Origin of the sequence: Paenibacillus agri (assembly GCF_013359945.1) — a bacterium.
GTDB lineage: Bacteria > Bacillota > Bacilli > Paenibacillales > Paenibacillaceae > Paenibacillus_AQ > Paenibacillus_AQ agri.
The window spans coordinates 103168-121068 of the sequence record NZ_JABWCS010000208.1 but is presented as its reverse complement, the minus strand read 5'-3'; the positions used below and the strand labels follow the sequence as shown (position 1 = coordinate 121068).

Annotated in this window: 19 protein-coding genes; all 19 read left to right on the top strand. The window is 48.8% G+C overall.

Translation table 11 applies throughout. The features are described from left to right. The first annotated feature begins 19 nt into the window (after positions 1–19). The 19 genes from flhA (at position 20) to uppS (ending at position 17888) form a co-directional block, all read left to right on the top strand. Complete coding sequence (gene flhA / locus HPT30_RS13755; RefSeq protein WP_175371931.1) at positions 20–2053, top strand: flagellar biosynthesis protein FlhA; 2034 nt, start codon at positions 20–22, stop codon at positions 2051–2053. After that, a complete protein-coding gene (gene flhF, locus HPT30_RS13750) occupies positions 2050–3441 on the top strand; it encodes a flagellar biosynthesis GTPase FlhF (protein WP_175371930.1) in 1392 nt (463 codons plus the stop codon). The genes flhA and flhF overlap by 4 nt, the downstream gene beginning before the upstream one ends. Then, positions 3441–4319 carry a MinD/ParA family protein gene (locus tag HPT30_RS13745; RefSeq protein ID WP_175371929.1) on the top strand — a complete coding sequence of 293 codons (879 nt, stop codon included), beginning with the start codon at positions 3441–3443 and terminating at the stop codon, positions 4317–4319. Before flhF ends, HPT30_RS13745 begins: the two co-directional genes overlap by 1 nt. Before the next feature lie 37 nt (positions 4320–4356). Next, positions 4357–5763 (top strand): protein-glutamate methylesterase/protein-glutamine glutaminase, encoded by a 1407-nt coding sequence (locus HPT30_RS13740; RefSeq protein WP_175371928.1) that lies wholly within the window; start codon positions 4357–4359, stop codon positions 5761–5763. A gap of 34 nt (positions 5764–5797) precedes the next feature. Beyond that, on the top strand, positions 5798–7894 hold the full coding sequence (locus HPT30_RS13735) for a chemotaxis protein CheA (protein ID WP_175371927.1): 2097 nt from the start codon (positions 5798–5800) through the stop codon (positions 7892–7894). A 27-nt stretch (positions 7895–7921) separates the two neighbouring features. Beyond that, positions 7922–8383 (top strand): chemotaxis protein CheW, encoded by a 462-nt coding sequence (locus tag HPT30_RS13730; protein WP_066362105.1) that lies wholly within the window; start codon positions 7922–7924, stop codon positions 8381–8383. 36 nt (positions 8384–8419) lie between these two features. Next, complete coding sequence (locus HPT30_RS13725) at positions 8420–9013, top strand: chemotaxis protein CheC (protein ID WP_217622385.1); 594 nt, start codon at positions 8420–8422, stop codon at positions 9011–9013. Further along, positions 9006–9500, top strand: a complete 495-nt coding sequence (locus HPT30_RS13720; protein ID WP_175371925.1) for a chemotaxis protein CheD — start codon at positions 9006–9008, stop codon at positions 9498–9500. Before HPT30_RS13725 ends, HPT30_RS13720 begins: the two co-directional genes overlap by 8 nt. 2 nt (positions 9501–9502) lie before the next feature. Further along, the gene (locus HPT30_RS30975) at positions 9503–9919 is read left to right on the top strand and encodes a hypothetical protein (RefSeq protein WP_376767036.1); all 417 of its coding nucleotides are present in this window, start codon (positions 9503–9505) and stop codon (positions 9917–9919) included. Between the two features lie 88 nt (positions 9920–10007). Beyond that, positions 10008–10796, top strand: coding sequence for a FliA/WhiG family RNA polymerase sigma factor (locus tag HPT30_RS13710; RefSeq protein ID WP_175371923.1), 789 nt, complete (start codon positions 10008–10010; stop codon positions 10794–10796). A gap of 30 nt (positions 10797–10826) precedes the next feature. Next, positions 10827–12230, top strand: coding sequence for a flagellar assembly protein A (locus HPT30_RS13705; RefSeq protein ID WP_175371922.1), 1404 nt, complete (start codon positions 10827–10829; stop codon positions 12228–12230). Positions 12231–12295: 65 nt separating this feature from the next. Continuing rightward, positions 12296–12607, top strand: coding sequence for a hypothetical protein (locus tag HPT30_RS13700; RefSeq protein ID WP_175371921.1), 312 nt, complete (start codon positions 12296–12298; stop codon positions 12605–12607). 39 nt (positions 12608–12646) lie between these two features. Then, positions 12647–13219: a hypothetical protein gene (locus HPT30_RS13695; RefSeq protein ID WP_175371920.1), complete on the top strand. Its 573-nt coding sequence runs from the start codon at positions 12647–12649 to the stop codon at positions 13217–13219. Then, positions 13216–13893: an endolytic transglycosylase MltG gene (locus tag HPT30_RS13690; protein ID WP_175371919.1), complete on the top strand. Its 678-nt coding sequence runs from the start codon at positions 13216–13218 to the stop codon at positions 13891–13893. Before HPT30_RS13695 ends, HPT30_RS13690 begins: the two co-directional genes overlap by 4 nt. A gap of 286 nt (positions 13894–14179) precedes the next feature. Further along, the gene (gene rpsB, locus HPT30_RS13685; RefSeq protein ID WP_066362087.1) at positions 14180–14881 is read left to right on the top strand and encodes a 30S ribosomal protein S2; all 702 of its coding nucleotides are present in this window, start codon (positions 14180–14182) and stop codon (positions 14879–14881) included. A gap of 123 nt (positions 14882–15004) precedes the next feature. Beyond that, on the top strand, positions 15005–15655 hold the full coding sequence (tsf, locus tag HPT30_RS13680; protein WP_175371918.1) for a translation elongation factor Ts: 651 nt from the start codon (positions 15005–15007) through the stop codon (positions 15653–15655). Between the two features lie 105 nt (positions 15656–15760). Then, positions 15761–16489, top strand: a complete 729-nt coding sequence (pyrH, locus tag HPT30_RS13675; protein WP_066362084.1) for a UMP kinase — start codon at positions 15761–15763, stop codon at positions 16487–16489. After that, positions 16489–17043, top strand: coding sequence for a ribosome recycling factor (gene frr, locus HPT30_RS13670; protein ID WP_066362082.1), 555 nt, complete (start codon positions 16489–16491; stop codon positions 17041–17043). The genes pyrH and frr overlap by 1 nt, the downstream gene beginning before the upstream one ends. A 77-nt stretch (positions 17044–17120) precedes the next feature. Beyond that, positions 17121–17888, top strand: coding sequence for an undecaprenyl pyrophosphate synthase (gene uppS, locus HPT30_RS13665; protein ID WP_175371917.1), 768 nt, complete (start codon positions 17121–17123; stop codon positions 17886–17888). The last annotated feature ends 13 nt before the right edge of the window (positions 17889–17901 follow it).

Sequence of the window (17901 nt, the reverse complement as noted above, 5' to 3'; positions counted from 1 at the left end):
GCGGGGGAGGTTAAGGACATTGAAAGCTAGAGATCTATCTGTTTTGGTGGGCATCATCGGTATTGTGCTTATGATGATTCTGCCTATCCCGTCCTGGCTTCTGGACGTTTTACTGGTTGTTAATATTTCAATTGCGTTAACCATCATATTGGTGGCTATGAATACTAAGGAAGCTTTGCAGTTTTCAATCTTTCCTGCATTGCTTCTGATTACAACGTTGTTCCGCCTGGCGCTGAACATCTCAACAACCAAGCTGATTCTCTCTGAAGGTGATGCAGGTGCTGTTGTTGCTACCTTCGGTAGCTGGATTGCCGGCGGACAAATTGCTGTCGGTTTTGTCGTGTTTCTGATTCTGGTAGTTGTTCAATTTATAGTTATCACCAAAGGTTCCGAGCGTGTCGCCGAGGTAGGCGCGAGATTCACACTCGATGCGATGCCCGGAAAGCAAATGAGTATAGATGCCGATCTCAACGCCGGCATGATCAATGAACAGCAGGCCCGTGAGCGTCGTCAGAAAGTAGAACGTGAAGCAGACTTCTACGGTGCGATGGACGGGGCCAGTAAGTTTGTCAAAGGGGACGCTATTGCCAGCATCATTATCCTCCTTATTAACCTGATCGGCGGATTTATCATCGGGATGGTAGTGCACGGAATGCCTTTTGCTGAAGCACTGTCAACTTATTCTGTACTGACTATTGGTGACGGACTGGTCAGCCAGATTCCTGCCTTGCTCATCTCGACCGCTGCCGGTTTGATCGTTACCCGCGCTTCTTCGGAAGGCAATCTGGCAGAGGATTTGACAGGACAATTATTGTCTTATCCAAAGCTGCTATATATTGTAGCTGTAACGGTAGCCTTCCTGGGATTATTTACACCGATTCATCTCACAACAACGTTGCCGTTAGCTGGATTGATGGCCTTTGCTGCTTACCGGATGAGTCAGAATCTCAATAAAAAGCAGATTGCGGAAGAACAGCTTGTGGAAGAAAAGCAGATCGAAGAAGTGCGCAGCCCCGAAAGTGTTATCAACTTGCTTTCAGTCGATCCGATTGAGTTCGAATTTGGCTACGGCTTGATTCCTTTGGCAGATACGGGCCAGGGCGGGGACTTGCTCGACAGAATTATCATGATCAGGCGGCAATGTGCGCTTGAGATGGGACTAGTGGTGCCTGTTATTCGCATTCGCGACAATATTCAACTAAAACCGAATGAATATGTCATCAAAATTAAAGGAAATAACGTTGGCGGCGGTGAATTATTACTTAATCACTATCTTGCCATGAGCCCAGGATATGATGATGAGTCTATCAACGGGATTGAAACCGTGGAGCCTTCTTTTGGACTGCCAGCTCTGTGGATTGACGAATCCGTAAAAGAACGTGCTGAGTTGTCAGGTTATACCGTAGTAGACCCGCCGTCTGTAGTAGCGACACATCTTACTGAACTGATTAAGCGCCACGGGCATGAGTTGCTCGGACGTCAGGAAACCAAAATGCTGGTCGACAATTTGCGGGAGAACTACCCTGTACTTGTGGATGAGCTCATTCCTTCGGTATTGGCCATTGGGGATGTACAGAAGGTGCTGGGGAAATTACTTCGTGAGAAGATTTCCATCCGGGATCTCGTAACCATCTTCGAGACGCTCGCAGACTATGGAACCTACACCAAGGACCCTGACATTCTTACCGAGTACGTGCGTCAGTCCTTGTCGCGACAAATTACCCAACAGTTCTCCCAAACCGGGGAGACGCTGCGGGTAATAACCGTAGGGCCGACACTGGAAAAGAAAATCTCGGAAAGTGTGCAGCAATCGGAGCAGGGCAGTTATCTTGCACTGGATCCGGTGTCCACACAAACGGTCTATCAGCGACTGACCGAGCAGATCAATCGGCTGCTTCAGTCGGGACAGCAACCAATTGTGCTGACCTCACCGAATATCCGCATGTATTTGCGGCAGGTGATTGAACGCACGATGCAGGATATTCCGGTGCTCTCTTACAGCGAGCTTGAACCGAACATTGAAATTCAAAGCGTTGGAGTGGTGAATCTATGAGAGTGAAGCGTTATGTGGTGGATACGATGCCTGATGCTATGTTGTCCATCCGCAATGAGCTAGGCAGCGACGCCGTCATTCTTAGTACCAAAGAGATCAAAGTAGGCGGGTTTATCGGACTCTTCCAAAAGAAAAAGATAGAAGTGGTTGCTGCCGTAGAGAAGGAGCAGAAGCCAGCTGCTCCGGCACCGCCGCCAGCGCCTTCTCTTAGCATACCGCGCAATGCCGTTCCGCAGGCGTATAAAAGAGCATCTGCCACGCCGCAGGCTGTTGAAGAGAAACCAGCTCCTGCGGAGAACCGCACGTTTGCCGAGATTGCCGCAGCCCTGTCTGAGGCCATAGGTATTCAGGAGGCACCGGTTGTGCCAGCTCCGGCCTTGCGACAAGATCCGCCTTCGACTTCGGAGGAGATGAAACAGCCTTTGCTGAGTAAGGAGCCTGAGTTCCCGCTCCTAAATGTTGACTTCATAGAGGAGGCGAGAAGGCCTGTTATAAATGAAGCATCAGCGCCTGATCCTGAGGTGTTGCGGGAAATTCGCGAAATGAAGCAGTGGATGGAACGGATTGCTCGTCACTCCTCAGGCTCGCGTGAATTGCCGGATAGCCTGGAGATACTCAGGAGCCAACTGGTGGATCAGGAGATGGATACGGTGCTGGTTGAAGAGTGGATTAGCACTATTTTTGACCGCTGGAATGATGAAGGGCGAACCTGGAGACCTGAGCAGTTCGATCAATGTTTGGCTGAACAGATCAGCAGCTTTCTCAAGGGCCGTGTAGCTCAGGGGATAAGCCCGGATACACAGATCGTATACATTGCCGGACCTACTGGCGTTGGTAAAACAACGACAATTGCCAAGTTGGCCGCCGAGCAACTCTTCAAGTATGGCCGTAGAGTGGGCTTGATCACCTCGGATACATACCGGATATCGGCTGTAGATCAGCTACGAACCTATGCGTCTATTCTGAACATTCCACTGGAAGTGGTTCAGTCACCGGGAGATCTGCAGCGGGCGATGTTCCGACTCGAAAGCTGTGATCTCGTATTGATGGATACAGCGGGACGCAATTACCGCAATGAGATGCTTGTTGCTGAATTGCAGAGCCTGCTGGCCAAGGAGCTAAGGAGCGAGACTTATCTGGTTCTTAGCATGACCTCCAAGAGCCGGGATATGAAGAAGATTGCCGAGCATTTCGGCAGGTATCCGCTGGATAAAGTAATCTTTACGAAGCTGGATGAAACGGGAAGCTACGGTCCTCTTTTCAATGTACTGAATGATTTTCCGTTAACCTTGTCTTACTTGACCAATGGGCAGAACGTTCCGGATGATCTCTTACTTGCTTCTGAAAAAGAACTATCTGATATGCTCTTGGGAACAGGTGGGTATTAATGGATCAAGCGCAATCTTTAAGACATCTTGTGTCCAGCCAAGACACCAAACGTATAACCAAGGAAGGTTCTGCTGCCAGGGTTATTACAGTCTGCAGTGGAAAAGGCGGTGTTGGCAAATCGAATTTCACACTGAATTTTGCGTTGGCCCTTCAGTCACTGGGCAAGAAAGTTCTTTTATTCGACGCTGATATCGGGATGGCGAACATAGATGTGTTAATGGGGGTCTCTCCCAGATATAATCTCTATCATTTGCTAACAAGAGAAGCCGATATTCACCGGGTCGTTCAACTCGGGCCGCAAGATCTTCCTTTCATTGCAGGAGGCTCTGGCATGGACGTGCTGTTCTCGCTCTCTGAGGCTGATCTCAATTATTTTACAACCCAGATCGCCGAGATTGCCGACAGCATGGATTTTATTCTGTTTGATACAGGTGCTGGCTTGTCCAAGGAAACGATGAAATTCATCTCGTCTGCCGATGACTGTCTGGTGGTCACCACCCCAGAGCCAACGGCTATAACTGACGCCTATGCACTAATGAAAGTGGTACATAACTCTCAACCCGATGTTTCTTTCAGACTTATTGTCAATCAAGCCGGGGACATACGGGAAGCAGCAACAACTAGTGATAAAATTCGAATGGCAGCTAGCCGGTTTTTACAACTGAATCTTCCTTTCTTGGGTCATATCAGCAGTGATTCCCATGTGGTTCAGGCCGTGAAAAGACAAGTACCGTTCATTCTAGCCTACCCAAACAGCGCAGCAGCTAAAGACGTTCATCTTCTAGCTGTTCGTTATCTGGCAAGCGATGCTGCCATAGAAACCAAAGTTCAGGGGATTAAGGGGTTTATTCGCAAGTGGTTAATACGAAACAGGTAGTACATGTTCTGAACTCAGGAACAGAGGTGGAAATGATATGAAGCCATATAAAGTTTTGGTTGTTGATGATTCTGCATTTATGCGCAAGATCATTTCCGATTTGATTGAAAACGATGCTGACTTTCAGGTAACGGCAACGGCAGCCAATGGCCGTGAGGCGATTGAAAAAGTAAACGAGCTATGCCCCGACCTTGTGACCATGGATGTGGAAATGCCGGAAATGAATGGCCTGGAAGCGCTGAAAATAATCATGGCCGAGCGTCCGCTTCCCGTAATTATGCTGTCAGGCATCAACGAGGAAGGCATGAAGGAGACCATTCTAGCACTGGAGTGGGGGGCCTTCGACTTCATCCGCAAGCCATCGATTTCCAGCTCACAAGATATCATCGCCGTGGGGGAATCGCTGCGTGAGCAGATGAAAGAAGCGATGCTGGCCCGTCATCAGAGACAAGTCAGAGAAACTGCTATTCATGCCATCGAAGTTACACCTGTTGAGCCTGTAGCGCCACAGGAGCAAGCCGCTAAACCAAGTATACAAGCTGTAAGAAAGAGTCTGGAGCTTCCAGCCAACAACTCCGGGTTGCCGGCAAACAAGCAAGCCGATGCAGATAGAGCGATTAAGCCGGCAGAGGTGACTCGCACTGCTAATCCTGTCCAGAAAAAAGCTGCACCGGAGAGCAAAACCACGAAGAAATCGGTTTTACCACCGCCAGCTTCTGCAAAGCCTGCTTCTGAGAAGTTCAGGAGTCGCCTCAAAACAGAGCGTGAGTCTACGAATGTACTCCGGTTACAACAGGAAGCCACTGCTGAACCGGCAGAGATGACCGGCGCTCCAACCCCGGTCCGGAACTCCGGTTCTGCGAAGGGGCTCAGCAAAATCGTCGCTGTAGGTTGTTCAACCGGAGGGCCACGAGCCCTCAAGGCGCTACTGGAGAACATACCGGCCGATTTCCCAGCCCCGATCGTGATTGTGCAGCATATGCCGCCTAACTTCACGAAGTCGCTGGCACAGCGACTGAATACCTTCAGTCCGCTGGAAGTGGCAGAGGCGGAGCCGGGTATGATATTGCGGCAAGGGGCCGCCTATATCGCCCCGGGTGGCTATCACATGAAGGTTATTCCAACCGCTGGCGGGCAATATACCCTTTCTCTTACGAAGGAAGAGGCACGCAACGGCCATAGGCCGTCTGTAGATATATTATTTGAATCCTTGCTTCCGCTTTCGTCGTTGGAACGTCATGCTGTGCTCATGACAGGAATGGGAAGCGATGGAGCACGAATGATGAAGGCTCTCTATGAATCCGGCGTTTGTTCAACCTTTGCCGAGAGTGAAGAGACTTGTGTTGTATATGGGATGCCGCGCTCTGCGGTTGAACTGCAGTGCGTTAGACATATCCTGCCGTTGCAGGAAATAGCTCCAAGACTGGTGCAAGCCGTTAAATAACGGAAAAGCGAACTCGAAGGGGAGGTACCCGCTTATGGACATGAATCAGTATTTATCCATGTTTATTGATGAGTCAAATGATCATCTGCAGTCATTGAACGAAAATATGATGGGGCTGGAAGCAAATCCTGAGGATCTGAGCATCGTACAGGTAATTTTCCGCTCTGCGCATACCTTAAAAGGTATGGCGGCTACTATGGGCTTTGAGGATTTGGCTTCACTCACTCACCAAATGGAGAACGTGCTTGACCTGGTTCGTAACAACAAATTGCGGATGCAGGATTTCATTTTTGACACCTTATTCAAAAGTCTGGATGCCCTGGAATCGATGGTTCAGGACATTACTGGGGGCGGAGAAGGCAAGGCAGATGTTTCTGCCATTGTAGCCGATCTTCAGGCCATTGTTCGCGGTGAAGTTCCTGCAGCAGGTGGTGCATCGACTGGGAGTGCTCCAGCAGCTTCCGGGCAGGCTGAGACTCCAATACATCTGGACGAGTTCCAGTTCTCTGTCCTGGAGCAGTCTATTCAGGAAGGCCATAAGGTTATGTTCGTGGAGGTTGCAATTCGTGAGGATTGTCAGCTTAAAGCGGTACGCTCTTACATGGTGTTTGATCTCTTGGAACGCTCCGGTGAGGTCGTTAAATCCTTCCCTTCCGTTCAAGATATTGAGCAGGCGAAATTTGATCACAGCTTTTCACTCTATTACATAACTCAAAAGGATGCTAGTGAAATTCAGGCCATGATCCTGAACCTGTCGGAAATTGACAAGGTGACGGCTATTGCGCTGGATCAGGAATCCTTACATCAGCTTGGTCAGGACACGGCGGCAGCCACTGCCGAAGCAGCTGCCGCTGCTTCTGAGGTAGCTGTTGCTGTGGAAACTCCTGTTGCACCAGCTGCTACATCCACTCCAGCACCAAGAGCGGCTGCTAAAGAGGAAGGGGCCAAGTCCCCGGCTGCTGGCCGAACGGGCGGTACGCCGTCGCGAACCATCCGGGTGGATATTGAGCGTCTGGATGTCCTGATGAATCTGTTCAGTGAACTGCTTATTGACCGGGTCCGTCTTGAACAGCTGGCTTCGGAAATGCAAAGTGGTGATCTTACCGAAACGGTAGAGCATATGAGCCGGGTTAGCGCCGATTTGCAGAATATCGTAATGAAGCTGCGCATGGTGCCGGTGGATACGGTATTCAACCGGTTCCCGCGGATGATTCGTGACCTTGCCAAGTCTTTGGACAAGAAGGTTGATCTTGTAATTACCGGTGCTGAGACTGAGATGGACAGAACCGTCATTGATGAAATCGGCGATCCGCTCGTGCACTTGCTGCGCAATGCCGTTGACCATGGGATCGAATCTGTTGCCGACCGGATTGCTGCTGGCAAGCCGGAGACCGGAACTGTTAACCTGCGCGCATTCCATAGCGGTAACCATGTATTTATTGAAATTGAAGAAGATGGAAGAGGGATTATCCCTGAGAATGTTCTGAAGTCTGCTGTTAAGAAAGGGATTCTTACCCAAGAAGAAGCGGCAAGCAAGACGGATGAAGAAGCTTATCAAATGTTGTTCGCCCCAGGCTTCAGTACGGCGGAAGTCATCTCCGACGTTTCCGGACGTGGCGTGGGATTGGACGTTGTTAAGGCCAAGATTACTGCGCTGGGCGGCAATGTTACCATTTACTCCACACCGGGTAAAGGGACTAACTTCTCGGTACAGCTTCCACTTACACTGTCGATCATTGCGGCAATGATGATTAAGCTGGGCTCGGAGAAGTATGCGATTCCGTTATCCTCGATTGTAGAGACAGGCATCATCAAGCAAACTCAAATCCGTACCATTCATGGCAACAAAATGCTGGAGTTCCGAGGCAGCCATATTCCGCTCGTTTCCTTGAGCCGCATATTCTCCATACCCGATTATGATGAAAGTACTGAGGAAGAAACAGAAATCGTTGTGGTCCGTAAGGGAGAACGTCTCGTGGCCCTGGCGGTACAGGATTTTATCGGGCAGAACGAGATCGTAATCAAGAATCTCGGCAAATATCTGCCTGAGATTCAAGGCATATCCGGCGCTACGATTCTTGGTGACGGACAGGTGGCACTCATTATTGATCCGAACGCTTTTATTAAATAACTAGGATAGAACAGGGAGGTTCATTCCATGGCTGAAGATATTAAAGTGATAGTGTTCAAATTAGGTGTCGAAGAATACGGCATTGAAGTGGATAAGGTGCAGACCATCGAGCGTATGATGCCGATCACACGTGTACCAAAGACGTATTCTTTTATCAAGGGAGTAATCAATTTGCGCGGGGTTGTGATCCCTGTGATTGATCTTCGCGGCCGCTTCGGCATTGCTGAGGCTGAGCACACCGACCAGACAAGAGTAATTATAGTAGCTGTGAACGAGATGGAAGTAGGCTTCATCGTAGATTCCGCCAATGATGTCATTGATCTTAACAGGGATTCCATTGATACACCTCCAGATGTTGTGGGTGGCATCAAAGCCAAGTACTTGGACGGGGTGGCCAAAATCGGGGAAGACCGTCTGCTGATCATGCTCAATTTGTCCGAGGTGCTCAACAAGAGCGAAATCGTACAATTGGAAGGCCTGGAGGGCTAACCAGTGGAGTTGTTCAAAAACTTCAAGGATTTCAAAATGGACGTGCTCAAGGAAGTCGGTAATATAGGAGCAGGTAACGCTGCCACCGCGTTATCTCAGCTGCTGGGCAAACCGATTGATATGGCCGTACCAAAGGTCCAGCTGCTCAACTTTGAGGAAATTACTGAGAAAGTCGGCGGAGCCGAAGAATTGGTGTATGCCGTATTCCTGCGGGTTGAAGGTGATGCACCTGGCAATCTGTTCTTCATCCTTACACCGGAAGCTGCCGTCAATCTGCTCAGCCGTGTGGCCGGGATCGAGCTGTCTGGTGGGGAAGAATTGAGCGAAATGGAATTATCCGCATTGAATGAAATCGGCAACATTTTGGCTGGTTCCTATCTGTCCTCACTAGCCGATTTTACTTCGCTTACCATGTACCCAACGGTGCCGGCACTCGCAATGGACATGGCCGGTGCAATTCTGGGCTACGGCCTGTTACAGTTTGGGCAAATGGGCGATGATGCTTTGCTGATAGATACGACGTTTCTGGAAGGGCAAAATGAGATTGAAGGACAATTCTTCCTCATCCCCGATCCGGAATCGTTCCCGAAAATCTTCAAATCACTAGGAGTTCCTTTCGACAATGATTGATGAACAAACCATCATAAAGGTAGGCATGGCAGATCTTAATGTCGGGAGTCAGGGTCTGATTCGTACAACTGGACTTGGCTCCTGTGTAGGATTGACCCTGTATGATCCGGGCAAAAAGCTGGCGGGAATGGCGCATGTAATGTTGCCTTCCTCTGAAATTGCCAGGGAGGGGCAGCTCAATATCGCCAAGTTTGCCGATACAGCTGTGCCGGAACTATTGAACCGTCTGCTGGCACTTGGGGCGGTCCGCAGCCGAATCGTCGCCAAGATGGCCGGAGGCTCGCAGATGTTTGCCTTTGCTGGAGGGAGTGACACCATGAGGATCGGGCCTCGTAATGTGGAATCCTGTAAGTTGGCACTTGAAGCTTTGAACATTCCGTTAATCGCTGAAGATACCGGCGGCAATTATGGCCGTACGATAGAGATCGCCTGTAGCACCGGAGTCTTGTATATCCGAAGTGTGCAAAAAGGCGCTAAGGAATTATAATGATGATTGGAAACATTTTGATAAATTTGCTGTCTGGCGTGGTAGGATTTATGTTGACCTTCCTTGTCACTTACGGAAATAACTTACTAATGACCAGTCTGATTCGAGGATTATTTGGATTTATCACCTGGTTCTTGCTTGCATTTCTTCTTAGATGGGTATTGGGTGTTATGATGAAACAAACGGAACCACAAGAACTCACGGACCCTGCTGCAGGGGATGGCGAAGAAGCGCTGGGTGCCAGACTAAATATCAGCACTCCGGATGAGGATGAGGAATTGAAGAATCTTTTGAAGCCTAAGCCGGCCGAAGGGAATGGGGATAACGGAGGATTCACACCGCTAAATCCGCCCAAGCTGGTTACTATGAAAGATCCTGAAGAATTGGCCAAGGCCGTTCGTCACCTGAAAGAAGAATAAGGTAGTGCTGCAGGAACCGGTATTCGGCCAAGCTGTACGGTTCCTCACTCAGGGCACGCTGACTAAACTTTGGGAAGGGTGAAAGCTGTTGAACGAGCGTAAAGCTTCTCAATCGGAGATAGACGAGCTATGGACACAGTGGAAAGAACACGGCGATCCTGAAGCGAAGAAAAAGCTGATTGAGAGTTATCTCCATATTGTAGATTACGTATCCAGCCGTTTGGCTGTAGGATTGCCCAAGAACGTATCCAAGGATGATTTAGCCAGCAATGGTGTTATGGGACTGATTGATGCCATTGAAAAATTCGACTATAAGCGGGGGCTCCAGTTCCAGACCTATGCCTCCTGGCGGGTACGTGGGGCGATCCTTGATTCTTTGCGCCAGAGTGACTGGGTTCCCCGGTCGGTGCGGGAGAAAGCCAAAAAAATCGAAGATGCTTATCAACAGATGGAACAGAAATATTTACGGTCTGTTACCGACGAAGAAATGAGTCAATACCTGAATATTAGCGAACAAGAATTTCAAAATATGCTGCAGGATGTGGCCGTTATGTCACTCTGCTCACTGGAAGACCCCATTCGCGAAGAAGAATCGGAGACCCGGATGTCCATCCTTGTGGATGACAAGGCAAAGAACCCGGATCGCAAGGTGAACGAATTTTATTTGCGTGAGACCCTTACCAAAGGCATTGAGAAACTAACGGTGAAAGAACGGACCGTGGTGTCCCTTTTATATTATGAAGATTTGTCTTTAAGCGAAATTGCCGAGGTCATGTCACTATCCCCCTCGCGGATTTCGCAGCTCCATTCTAAAGCTATTTTGCGGCTGAGGGGAACGCTGGAGAAAAACCGTGATCTTCTTATGCAAAACGATTAACCGTACTGCGGTGACAAGGGGGAGTATAATTTGATCGGTCATTATGCTTTGAATCAGTACCTGAGCATTACATTCTCGGATGACAAAGGAATTGCTTACCTCCAGTTTTCCAAAAAAGACGAGAATTTTTCCTGTTCGATCGAAGAGCTGGAGGCTTTTCTGCACAGTCATAATATCAGATATGGTATTCAACGGGATATTGTCCAGCGTCTCAGTACTCATCCCGAGGAGTATTTCTTCAATAGAGTACCTATAGCGATTGGAGACTCCGCCGAGAATGGTACCGATGGACGAGTTGTTCTTACCATTGATATGGAAGAGAACCGTGGGCCGGCTGAGAAGGCTGACGGGAAGGTCGACTATAAGGATTTGGTCCGGCTACAAAATGTCCGTAAAGGCCAACTGATTGCCAAGACCGTTCCTCCATTAGCCGGTAAACCAGGTAAAATGGTGACGGGTGAAGAACTACCATTTAAGGCTGGTCGGGAAGCCCAGTTTAAAGTCGGTAAAAATGTCCTGGTCAGCAATGAAGAGACCTCGATGTATGCTGCAATAGACGGCCTTGTGACGATTACGGATAAAGGCAAAATCAACGTATTTCCGGTGTATGAAGTCAACGGTGATGTGGATTACAGTACGGGAAATATTGATTTTGTGGGTACCGTTGTTATCCGTGGTAATGTTCTCACCGGGTTCTCTGTTAAATCGGAGGGCGATATTCGGGTGGTTGGTGGAGTGGAAGGTGCTGAACTAATCGCCGGAGGCTCCATCGAGATTACAGGCGGCATTATCGGTTATCACAAAGGCCATGTCAGCGCTGGTAAAAATGTAAAGGTGTCCTTTATCCAAGACGGGAATGTAGCTGCAGGAGAAGACGTTATTGTCTCGCAGAGCATTATGCACTCTGATATACGTGCTGGACACGACGTAGTGTGTAATGGCACAAAAGGTCTGATTGTCGGTGGAACTGTTCAGGCCGGCGAGCGGGTGATCGCACGGACAATAGGTAACACGATGTCTACGGCAACAGCTCTTGAAGTGGGGGTATTACCAGAGCTGAGGAATGAGATTAATGAACTCCGTCAACAGCTCCGCCAACTGCTTGAGAATGATGACAAGACCACCAAAGCCCTTTATCTTTTGAATCAATTGGCGAATAATGGTCAGCTGTCTCCCGACAAAATAGCACTTCGCGTCAAGCTTAATGCAACAAAGCAATCCCATCAGAGGGAAGAGACAATTATCAAGAGCAGAGTGCTTGAGATCGAGAAAATGCTAGAGGATACAGGTAGAGCCAGGATAGAAGTTGTCAAGACGATATACGGAGGATGCAAAATCGTAATTGGCAGATACACTAGATATGTAAAAGACCCGACAGAGCGGGTCGTTTTCGCGTACAGCGAAGGTGATATTTCAATCACGCCGTACATCTAAACTCAGGTGGGCAGCATCGGCGGCCGGCCATTTACAAATTCCTATTTTGTGAAAAGAGGGTCGACATGAGTCTGAAACCGGTGGAGTTGCAAATTGCTGTGCCTCGGACAACAGAGGCGGGAAGAATTCAGAACGAGCTTCAGCATCGTCCTGCAGCAGACCAGCAGCAGCTAGCTGCACAGAATGTTAAGCAAAGCCAGGAAATGACTCAGCGCACTGGGGAGGTCGATGATCCTTCAGAGCCTGCCTTGCGTGATGATGGTGGACGGGGCAACAATCCAGGAGGACATTCTTCGCAGGAAAAAGGTCACAAGTCTGATGGAAGCCGTGATGCCGAGCATCCGTACAAAGGGCGCCGGATCGATTTGAGCCTATAACGAACTAATATTATTTTTTAACAAAAGGGGATTTGGCACTTGCAACCATGGGGGTATATTGTGCTGGTGGGCGCTGTCACAATCGTGTACGCCCTGATTATGCCGGCGCGGGCCCGGGAGGGCAAGAAAACAGAACAGCAAAGCCTTAAGGAGACTGAGGCGGCGCTTGAGCTCTATATGGCGGATATGGAGCGCGAGAATGAAGAGCTGGTTCAATTAGTGAGCAGCATCAAGCAGCAGTCCCAGAGCAACCAGGCGACACTGACTGAGCAGATCATGGATCTGCAAGGGGCTTTGAGCGAACAGCAGGAGCATTCCAAGCAGCTCGAAGCCAGAATGAACGAAGAAGCGGAAACCTTGCGTCAATTGGCGGCCTCACTTGAAAATCAAGCGAATATTCAAACAACTGTTGCAAATGACGTCGAGCATGTGGTGGCACCGCCTGAGATAAAGCCAAAGCCAGTGAGTTCCATTAAACTGCGTTACCCGCGTTTATTTGAACTGCATGAGGAAGGCAAGTCCATAGACTCCATAGCCAAGACTGCAGGGCTTCAGCGGGGAGAGGTGCAACTGATTCTCCAGCTTGCCAAACAGGAGGAATCGATAGGATGAAGAATCGTTCCTTTCTGCTTGGACTTGGCTCTGGCCTAGTTGCCGGGGCTCTGCTGCTTCAGGTTATGATCTCGGGCAATGCAGCGCCGCTCACGAAAGAGCAGGTGCTCAAGGGGGCGGCGCAGCTGAACTTGAAAGTCTCTGATGAATCAGGCAAGCTACTTACGCCTGGGGAGTCTGCGTTGGAAGTTCAGCCCGGTAGCACGGAAGGTCCATTGGGCGAGGCAGGAGACACCCGAGAACCGGTTAGTACGGAGGTGCCAGCCGTCATGGAGGCTTCTCCGCCGCCCTCGGCACCGGCTACAGCAGTCGTTCCGTCGCCTGCTGCCACGCCGAAAGCTACCGAGCCTTCGACTCCTGCAGTTCCCTCTTCGCCAGCAGAAGAGATTGCTCAGCAACCGAAGGATACAGGGACTCCAGACGTTCCAGAGCAGCCTGAGACACCAAAGTCACCTAAACCAGAAGTGGTGACTGTGCGGATTCCAAGCGGCATCACTTTGACAAGAACAGCTGATTTGCTGGCCCAGTCGGGTGCGGTCAAAGATAAAGAGGCTTTTCTGAAGTCGGCTAAAGAACGTAAGATCAACACAAAGATTCAGTATGGTACCTACAGCTTTGAAAAGGGTGAGAGCATCGACTCCATTATTGAAAAGCTGATTACGCTGAAGAAGTAGAGTCGATAGAGCTTGGATGCAGCTATAGCATTATTTTGTAGAAAGATGGAAATCCTGTTCCGGCAGTCATTAAACTGCTTGAAATACGGGATTATCCATCTTTTTTGCTAAAATTACAAGTTGGGCGTTGCAACCATTATTAAATTATGGTATATTAATTGACGGTGTTAAAACACACGCCGGTTGATTTCAGGCAAGCGGTGCTTTCTTTCGAAGAAAGTCTTGCCGAAAAATGACACATGGCGGAGGAGACACACAATAAACCAAAATTAGGAGGTGTGTGAAGATGGCAGTAATCTCCATGAAGCAGCTTCTCGAAGCTGGGGTACATTTCGGTCACCAGACTCGTCGTTGGAACCCAAAAATGGATCGTTATATCTTCACTGAAAGAAACGGAATTTACATTATTGACCTGCAAAAAACGGTTAAAAAGGTAGAGGAAGCTTACAACTTTGTTAAGAGCGTCGCTGGCGACAACGGCACTATCCTTTTCGTAGGAACAAAGAAACAAGCTCAAGATTCCGTAAAAGAAGAAGCTGAACGTTCGGGTATGTTCTACATTAACCAACGTTGGCTGGGTGGTACCCTTACTAACTTCCAAACTATTCAAAAGCGTGTTGATCGCCTGAAGAAATTGGAAGCTTGGGAAGAAGACGGTACCTTCGCAGTTCTGCCTAAGAAAGAAGTTATCCTTCTTCGCAAGGAGAAAGATCGTCTTGAGAAATTCCTGGGCGGAATCAAGAACATGAAAGGTCTGCCAAGCGCGTTGTTCATCATTGATCCGCGTAAAGAGCGCATCGCTGTTGCGGAAGCTCGCAAATTGGGTATTCCAATCGTTGCTATCGTTGATACCAACTGTGATCCAGACGAAATCGACTACGTAATTCCAGGTAACGACGACGCGATTCGCGCTGTAAAACTGTTGACTGGTAAAATGGCTGACGCTGTTGTCGAAGCTCACCAAGGCGAAGACACAACTACAGCTTAAGTAGTAGTTACAACATAAACAAGAACTTAAATGAAAAGGGTGGTTGGCAGGTGGATAACCTCTCACTGCCCTTTTTTTAGGATATTAGCAAGAAAACGACAACATATCTGGAGGGAATAATCAATGGCAGTAGATGCAAAGGCAGTAAAAGAGCTTCGTGAAAGAACAGGCGCAGGTATGCTGGATTGCAAAAAGGCGCTTGAAGAAGCAAACAATGACATCACGAAAGCCGCTGAATTGCTTCGTGAAAAAGGTTTGTCCGCAGCAGCCAACAAAGCTGGACGCGTTGCAACAGAAGGCGTTGTAGAATCCTACATCCACGCTGGCGGCCGTATTGGCGTACTCGTCGAAATCAACTGTGAAACTGACTTCGTTGGTAAAACAGATTCCTTCAAAGAGTTCGCACGCGATATCGCTATGCAAATCGCAGCAGCTAACCCGCTTTATGTACGTCGCGAAGAAGTTCCACAAGCAGACGTTGAGAAAGAAAAAGAAATTTTGAAGGCTCAAGCCCTGAACGAAGGCAAGCCTGAGAAGATCGTTGAGAAAATGGTTGAAGGCCGCATCAGCAAGTTCTATGAAGAGTACTGCCTGCTTGAGCAATCCTTCGTTAAAGACCCTGACAAAACCATCTCCCAATTGCTGAACGAAAAAATCAGCACCATTGGTGAAAACATCTCCATCCGTCGTTTTGTACGTTATGAGTTGGGTGAAGGTCTGGAAAAGAAAGTTGATAACTTCGTTGAAGAAGTTATGGCACAAGTTAAACAATAATCTAGTCCTCCGGGTAACCGGGAGAATTGAATAAAGGCAAGCATCAAAAGAGCGGAACACGTACACTTAGTGTTCCGTCTTTTGTAAGAAAGTGAGGGTATACAATTGGAACAGCCGGTATTTAAGAGAGTAGTCCTTAAAGTTAGCGGTGAATCATTAGCGGGACAAAACGGATATGGTATTGATGCCGACACGATTATCTCCATCGCGGAACAAGTTAAAGAAGTTGTAGAACTTGGAGTACAGGTAGCCATCGTCTGCGGCGGCGGCAACATCTGGCGCGGAATCGCTGGTAGCGCAAGCGGCATTGATCGGGCAACTGCCGATTATATGGGCATGCTGGCTACAGTGATGAATTCTCTTGCCCTGCAGGATGCACTGGAGCAAATCGATGTGCCTACACGTGTGCAGACTTCGATTTCAATGCAACAGATTGCTGAGCCGTACATTCGTCGCCGGGCGATCCGTCATTTGGAGAAGGGCCGTGTTGTGATTTTCGCAGCAGGTACAGGAAATCCGTTCTTCTCTACAGATACCACTGCAGCTCTACGGGCAGCCGAGATTGAAGCAGAGGTTATTCTGATGGCGAAGAACAAAGTGGACGGTGTATACTCCGCCGATCCTTTCAAAGACAGTACAGCTGAGAAGTACGAACAGCTTACCTACATGGATGTACTGAATAAGAATCTTGGCGTGATGGATTCCACCGCTTCATCTCTCTGCATGGATAATAATATACCGCTCATCGTGTTTGCCATTACAGAACAAGGTAATATCAAACGAGTCGTTCTTGGTGAGAAGATCGGGACGATTGTTAAGGGGAGTGTAGATTAATGCCACAAACGATTAAGAAAAATGCTGAAGAGCGTATGGAAAAAGCGATTTTGTCGCTGAAGCGTGATTTGGCAACACTGCGTGCGGGCCGTGCTTCTACAGCGCTTTTGGACCGTATCCAGGTAGAATATTATGGTGCACCTACACCTGTGAATCAGCTCGCGAACATCAGTACACCGGACTCCCGGACACTGCTGATTCAGCCGTGGGACAAATCTTCGTTGTCTGACATCGAGCGTGCGATCATGAAATCGGATCTTGGCTTGACGCCGGCTAATGACGGCACCATCATTCGTCTGTCTATCCCTCCACTAACTGAGGAGCGCCGTGCAGAACTGGTGAAGTTCACCAAACGGTTCGGTGAGGATGCAAAAGTGGCGATCCGCAACATCCGCCGCGATGCTAACGACGATATCAAGAAGCTGGAGAAAAACGGAATCTCTGAAGACGAATCCCATGGACATCAGGAAGATATCCAAAAGGCTACTGACAAGTTCATAGCCGAGGTTGATAAAGTGCTCTTGTCCAAGGAAAAAGAGATTATGGAAGTTTAAAGATAATCAAGAGATTAAGGCCCCTCCGTCATTGGTGGGGTTTGTCTCTTTCTGATAAGAGCTTGGAGGAAACGGAAATGATCAAACGGGTTCAAGCGTGGTTGGGCCGTAAAGACAGGCAGCAGCCAGTCGAGATTTCACCGGATAACATCCCCCTGCATGTAGCGGTAATTATGGACGGTAATGGACGCTGGGCCAAACGGCGCGGCTTGCCGCGAATTGTCGGCCACCAGAATGGGATGAAAGCCGTCAAGCGAGCAACCATTGCCGCAGATGAACTGGGTATCAAATACTTAACGATGTACGCATTTTCAACCGAAAACTGGAAGCGTCCCAAGGATGAGGTTGAGTTCCTAATGCGACTGCCAGAAGAGTTTCTGGCGATTGAACTTGATGAATTGATCGAAAAAAACGTGCAGGTACGTGTCATGGGCGACGCCGAAGCACTACCTTCATATACCCGCAAGGCGATGGAAGAAGCAGTTGCCAGAACCCAAAACAATACCGGACTTATTTTGAATTTTGCCCTGAATTATGGGGGGAGAAAAGAAATTACAGATTGCATGCGCAGTTTGGGCAAGGATATAGAGGCAGGGGTATTGAAACCGGAAGACATTACGTCTGAAGTGATCGACAGCAGACTTTTATCCGGCGGATTGCCAGACCCCGATCTGCTGATCCGTACTAGCGGTGAAATGAGAATTAGCAATTTTATGTTGTGGCAGCTTGCCTACAGTGAACTGTGGTTTACGGATGCATACTGGCCTGAATTTAACAAAGAACATTTGCTGCAGGCCGTTGCCGAATATCAGCGGCGTACACGCCGCTACGGTGGACTGAAGTAGCCTGATTGGAGAT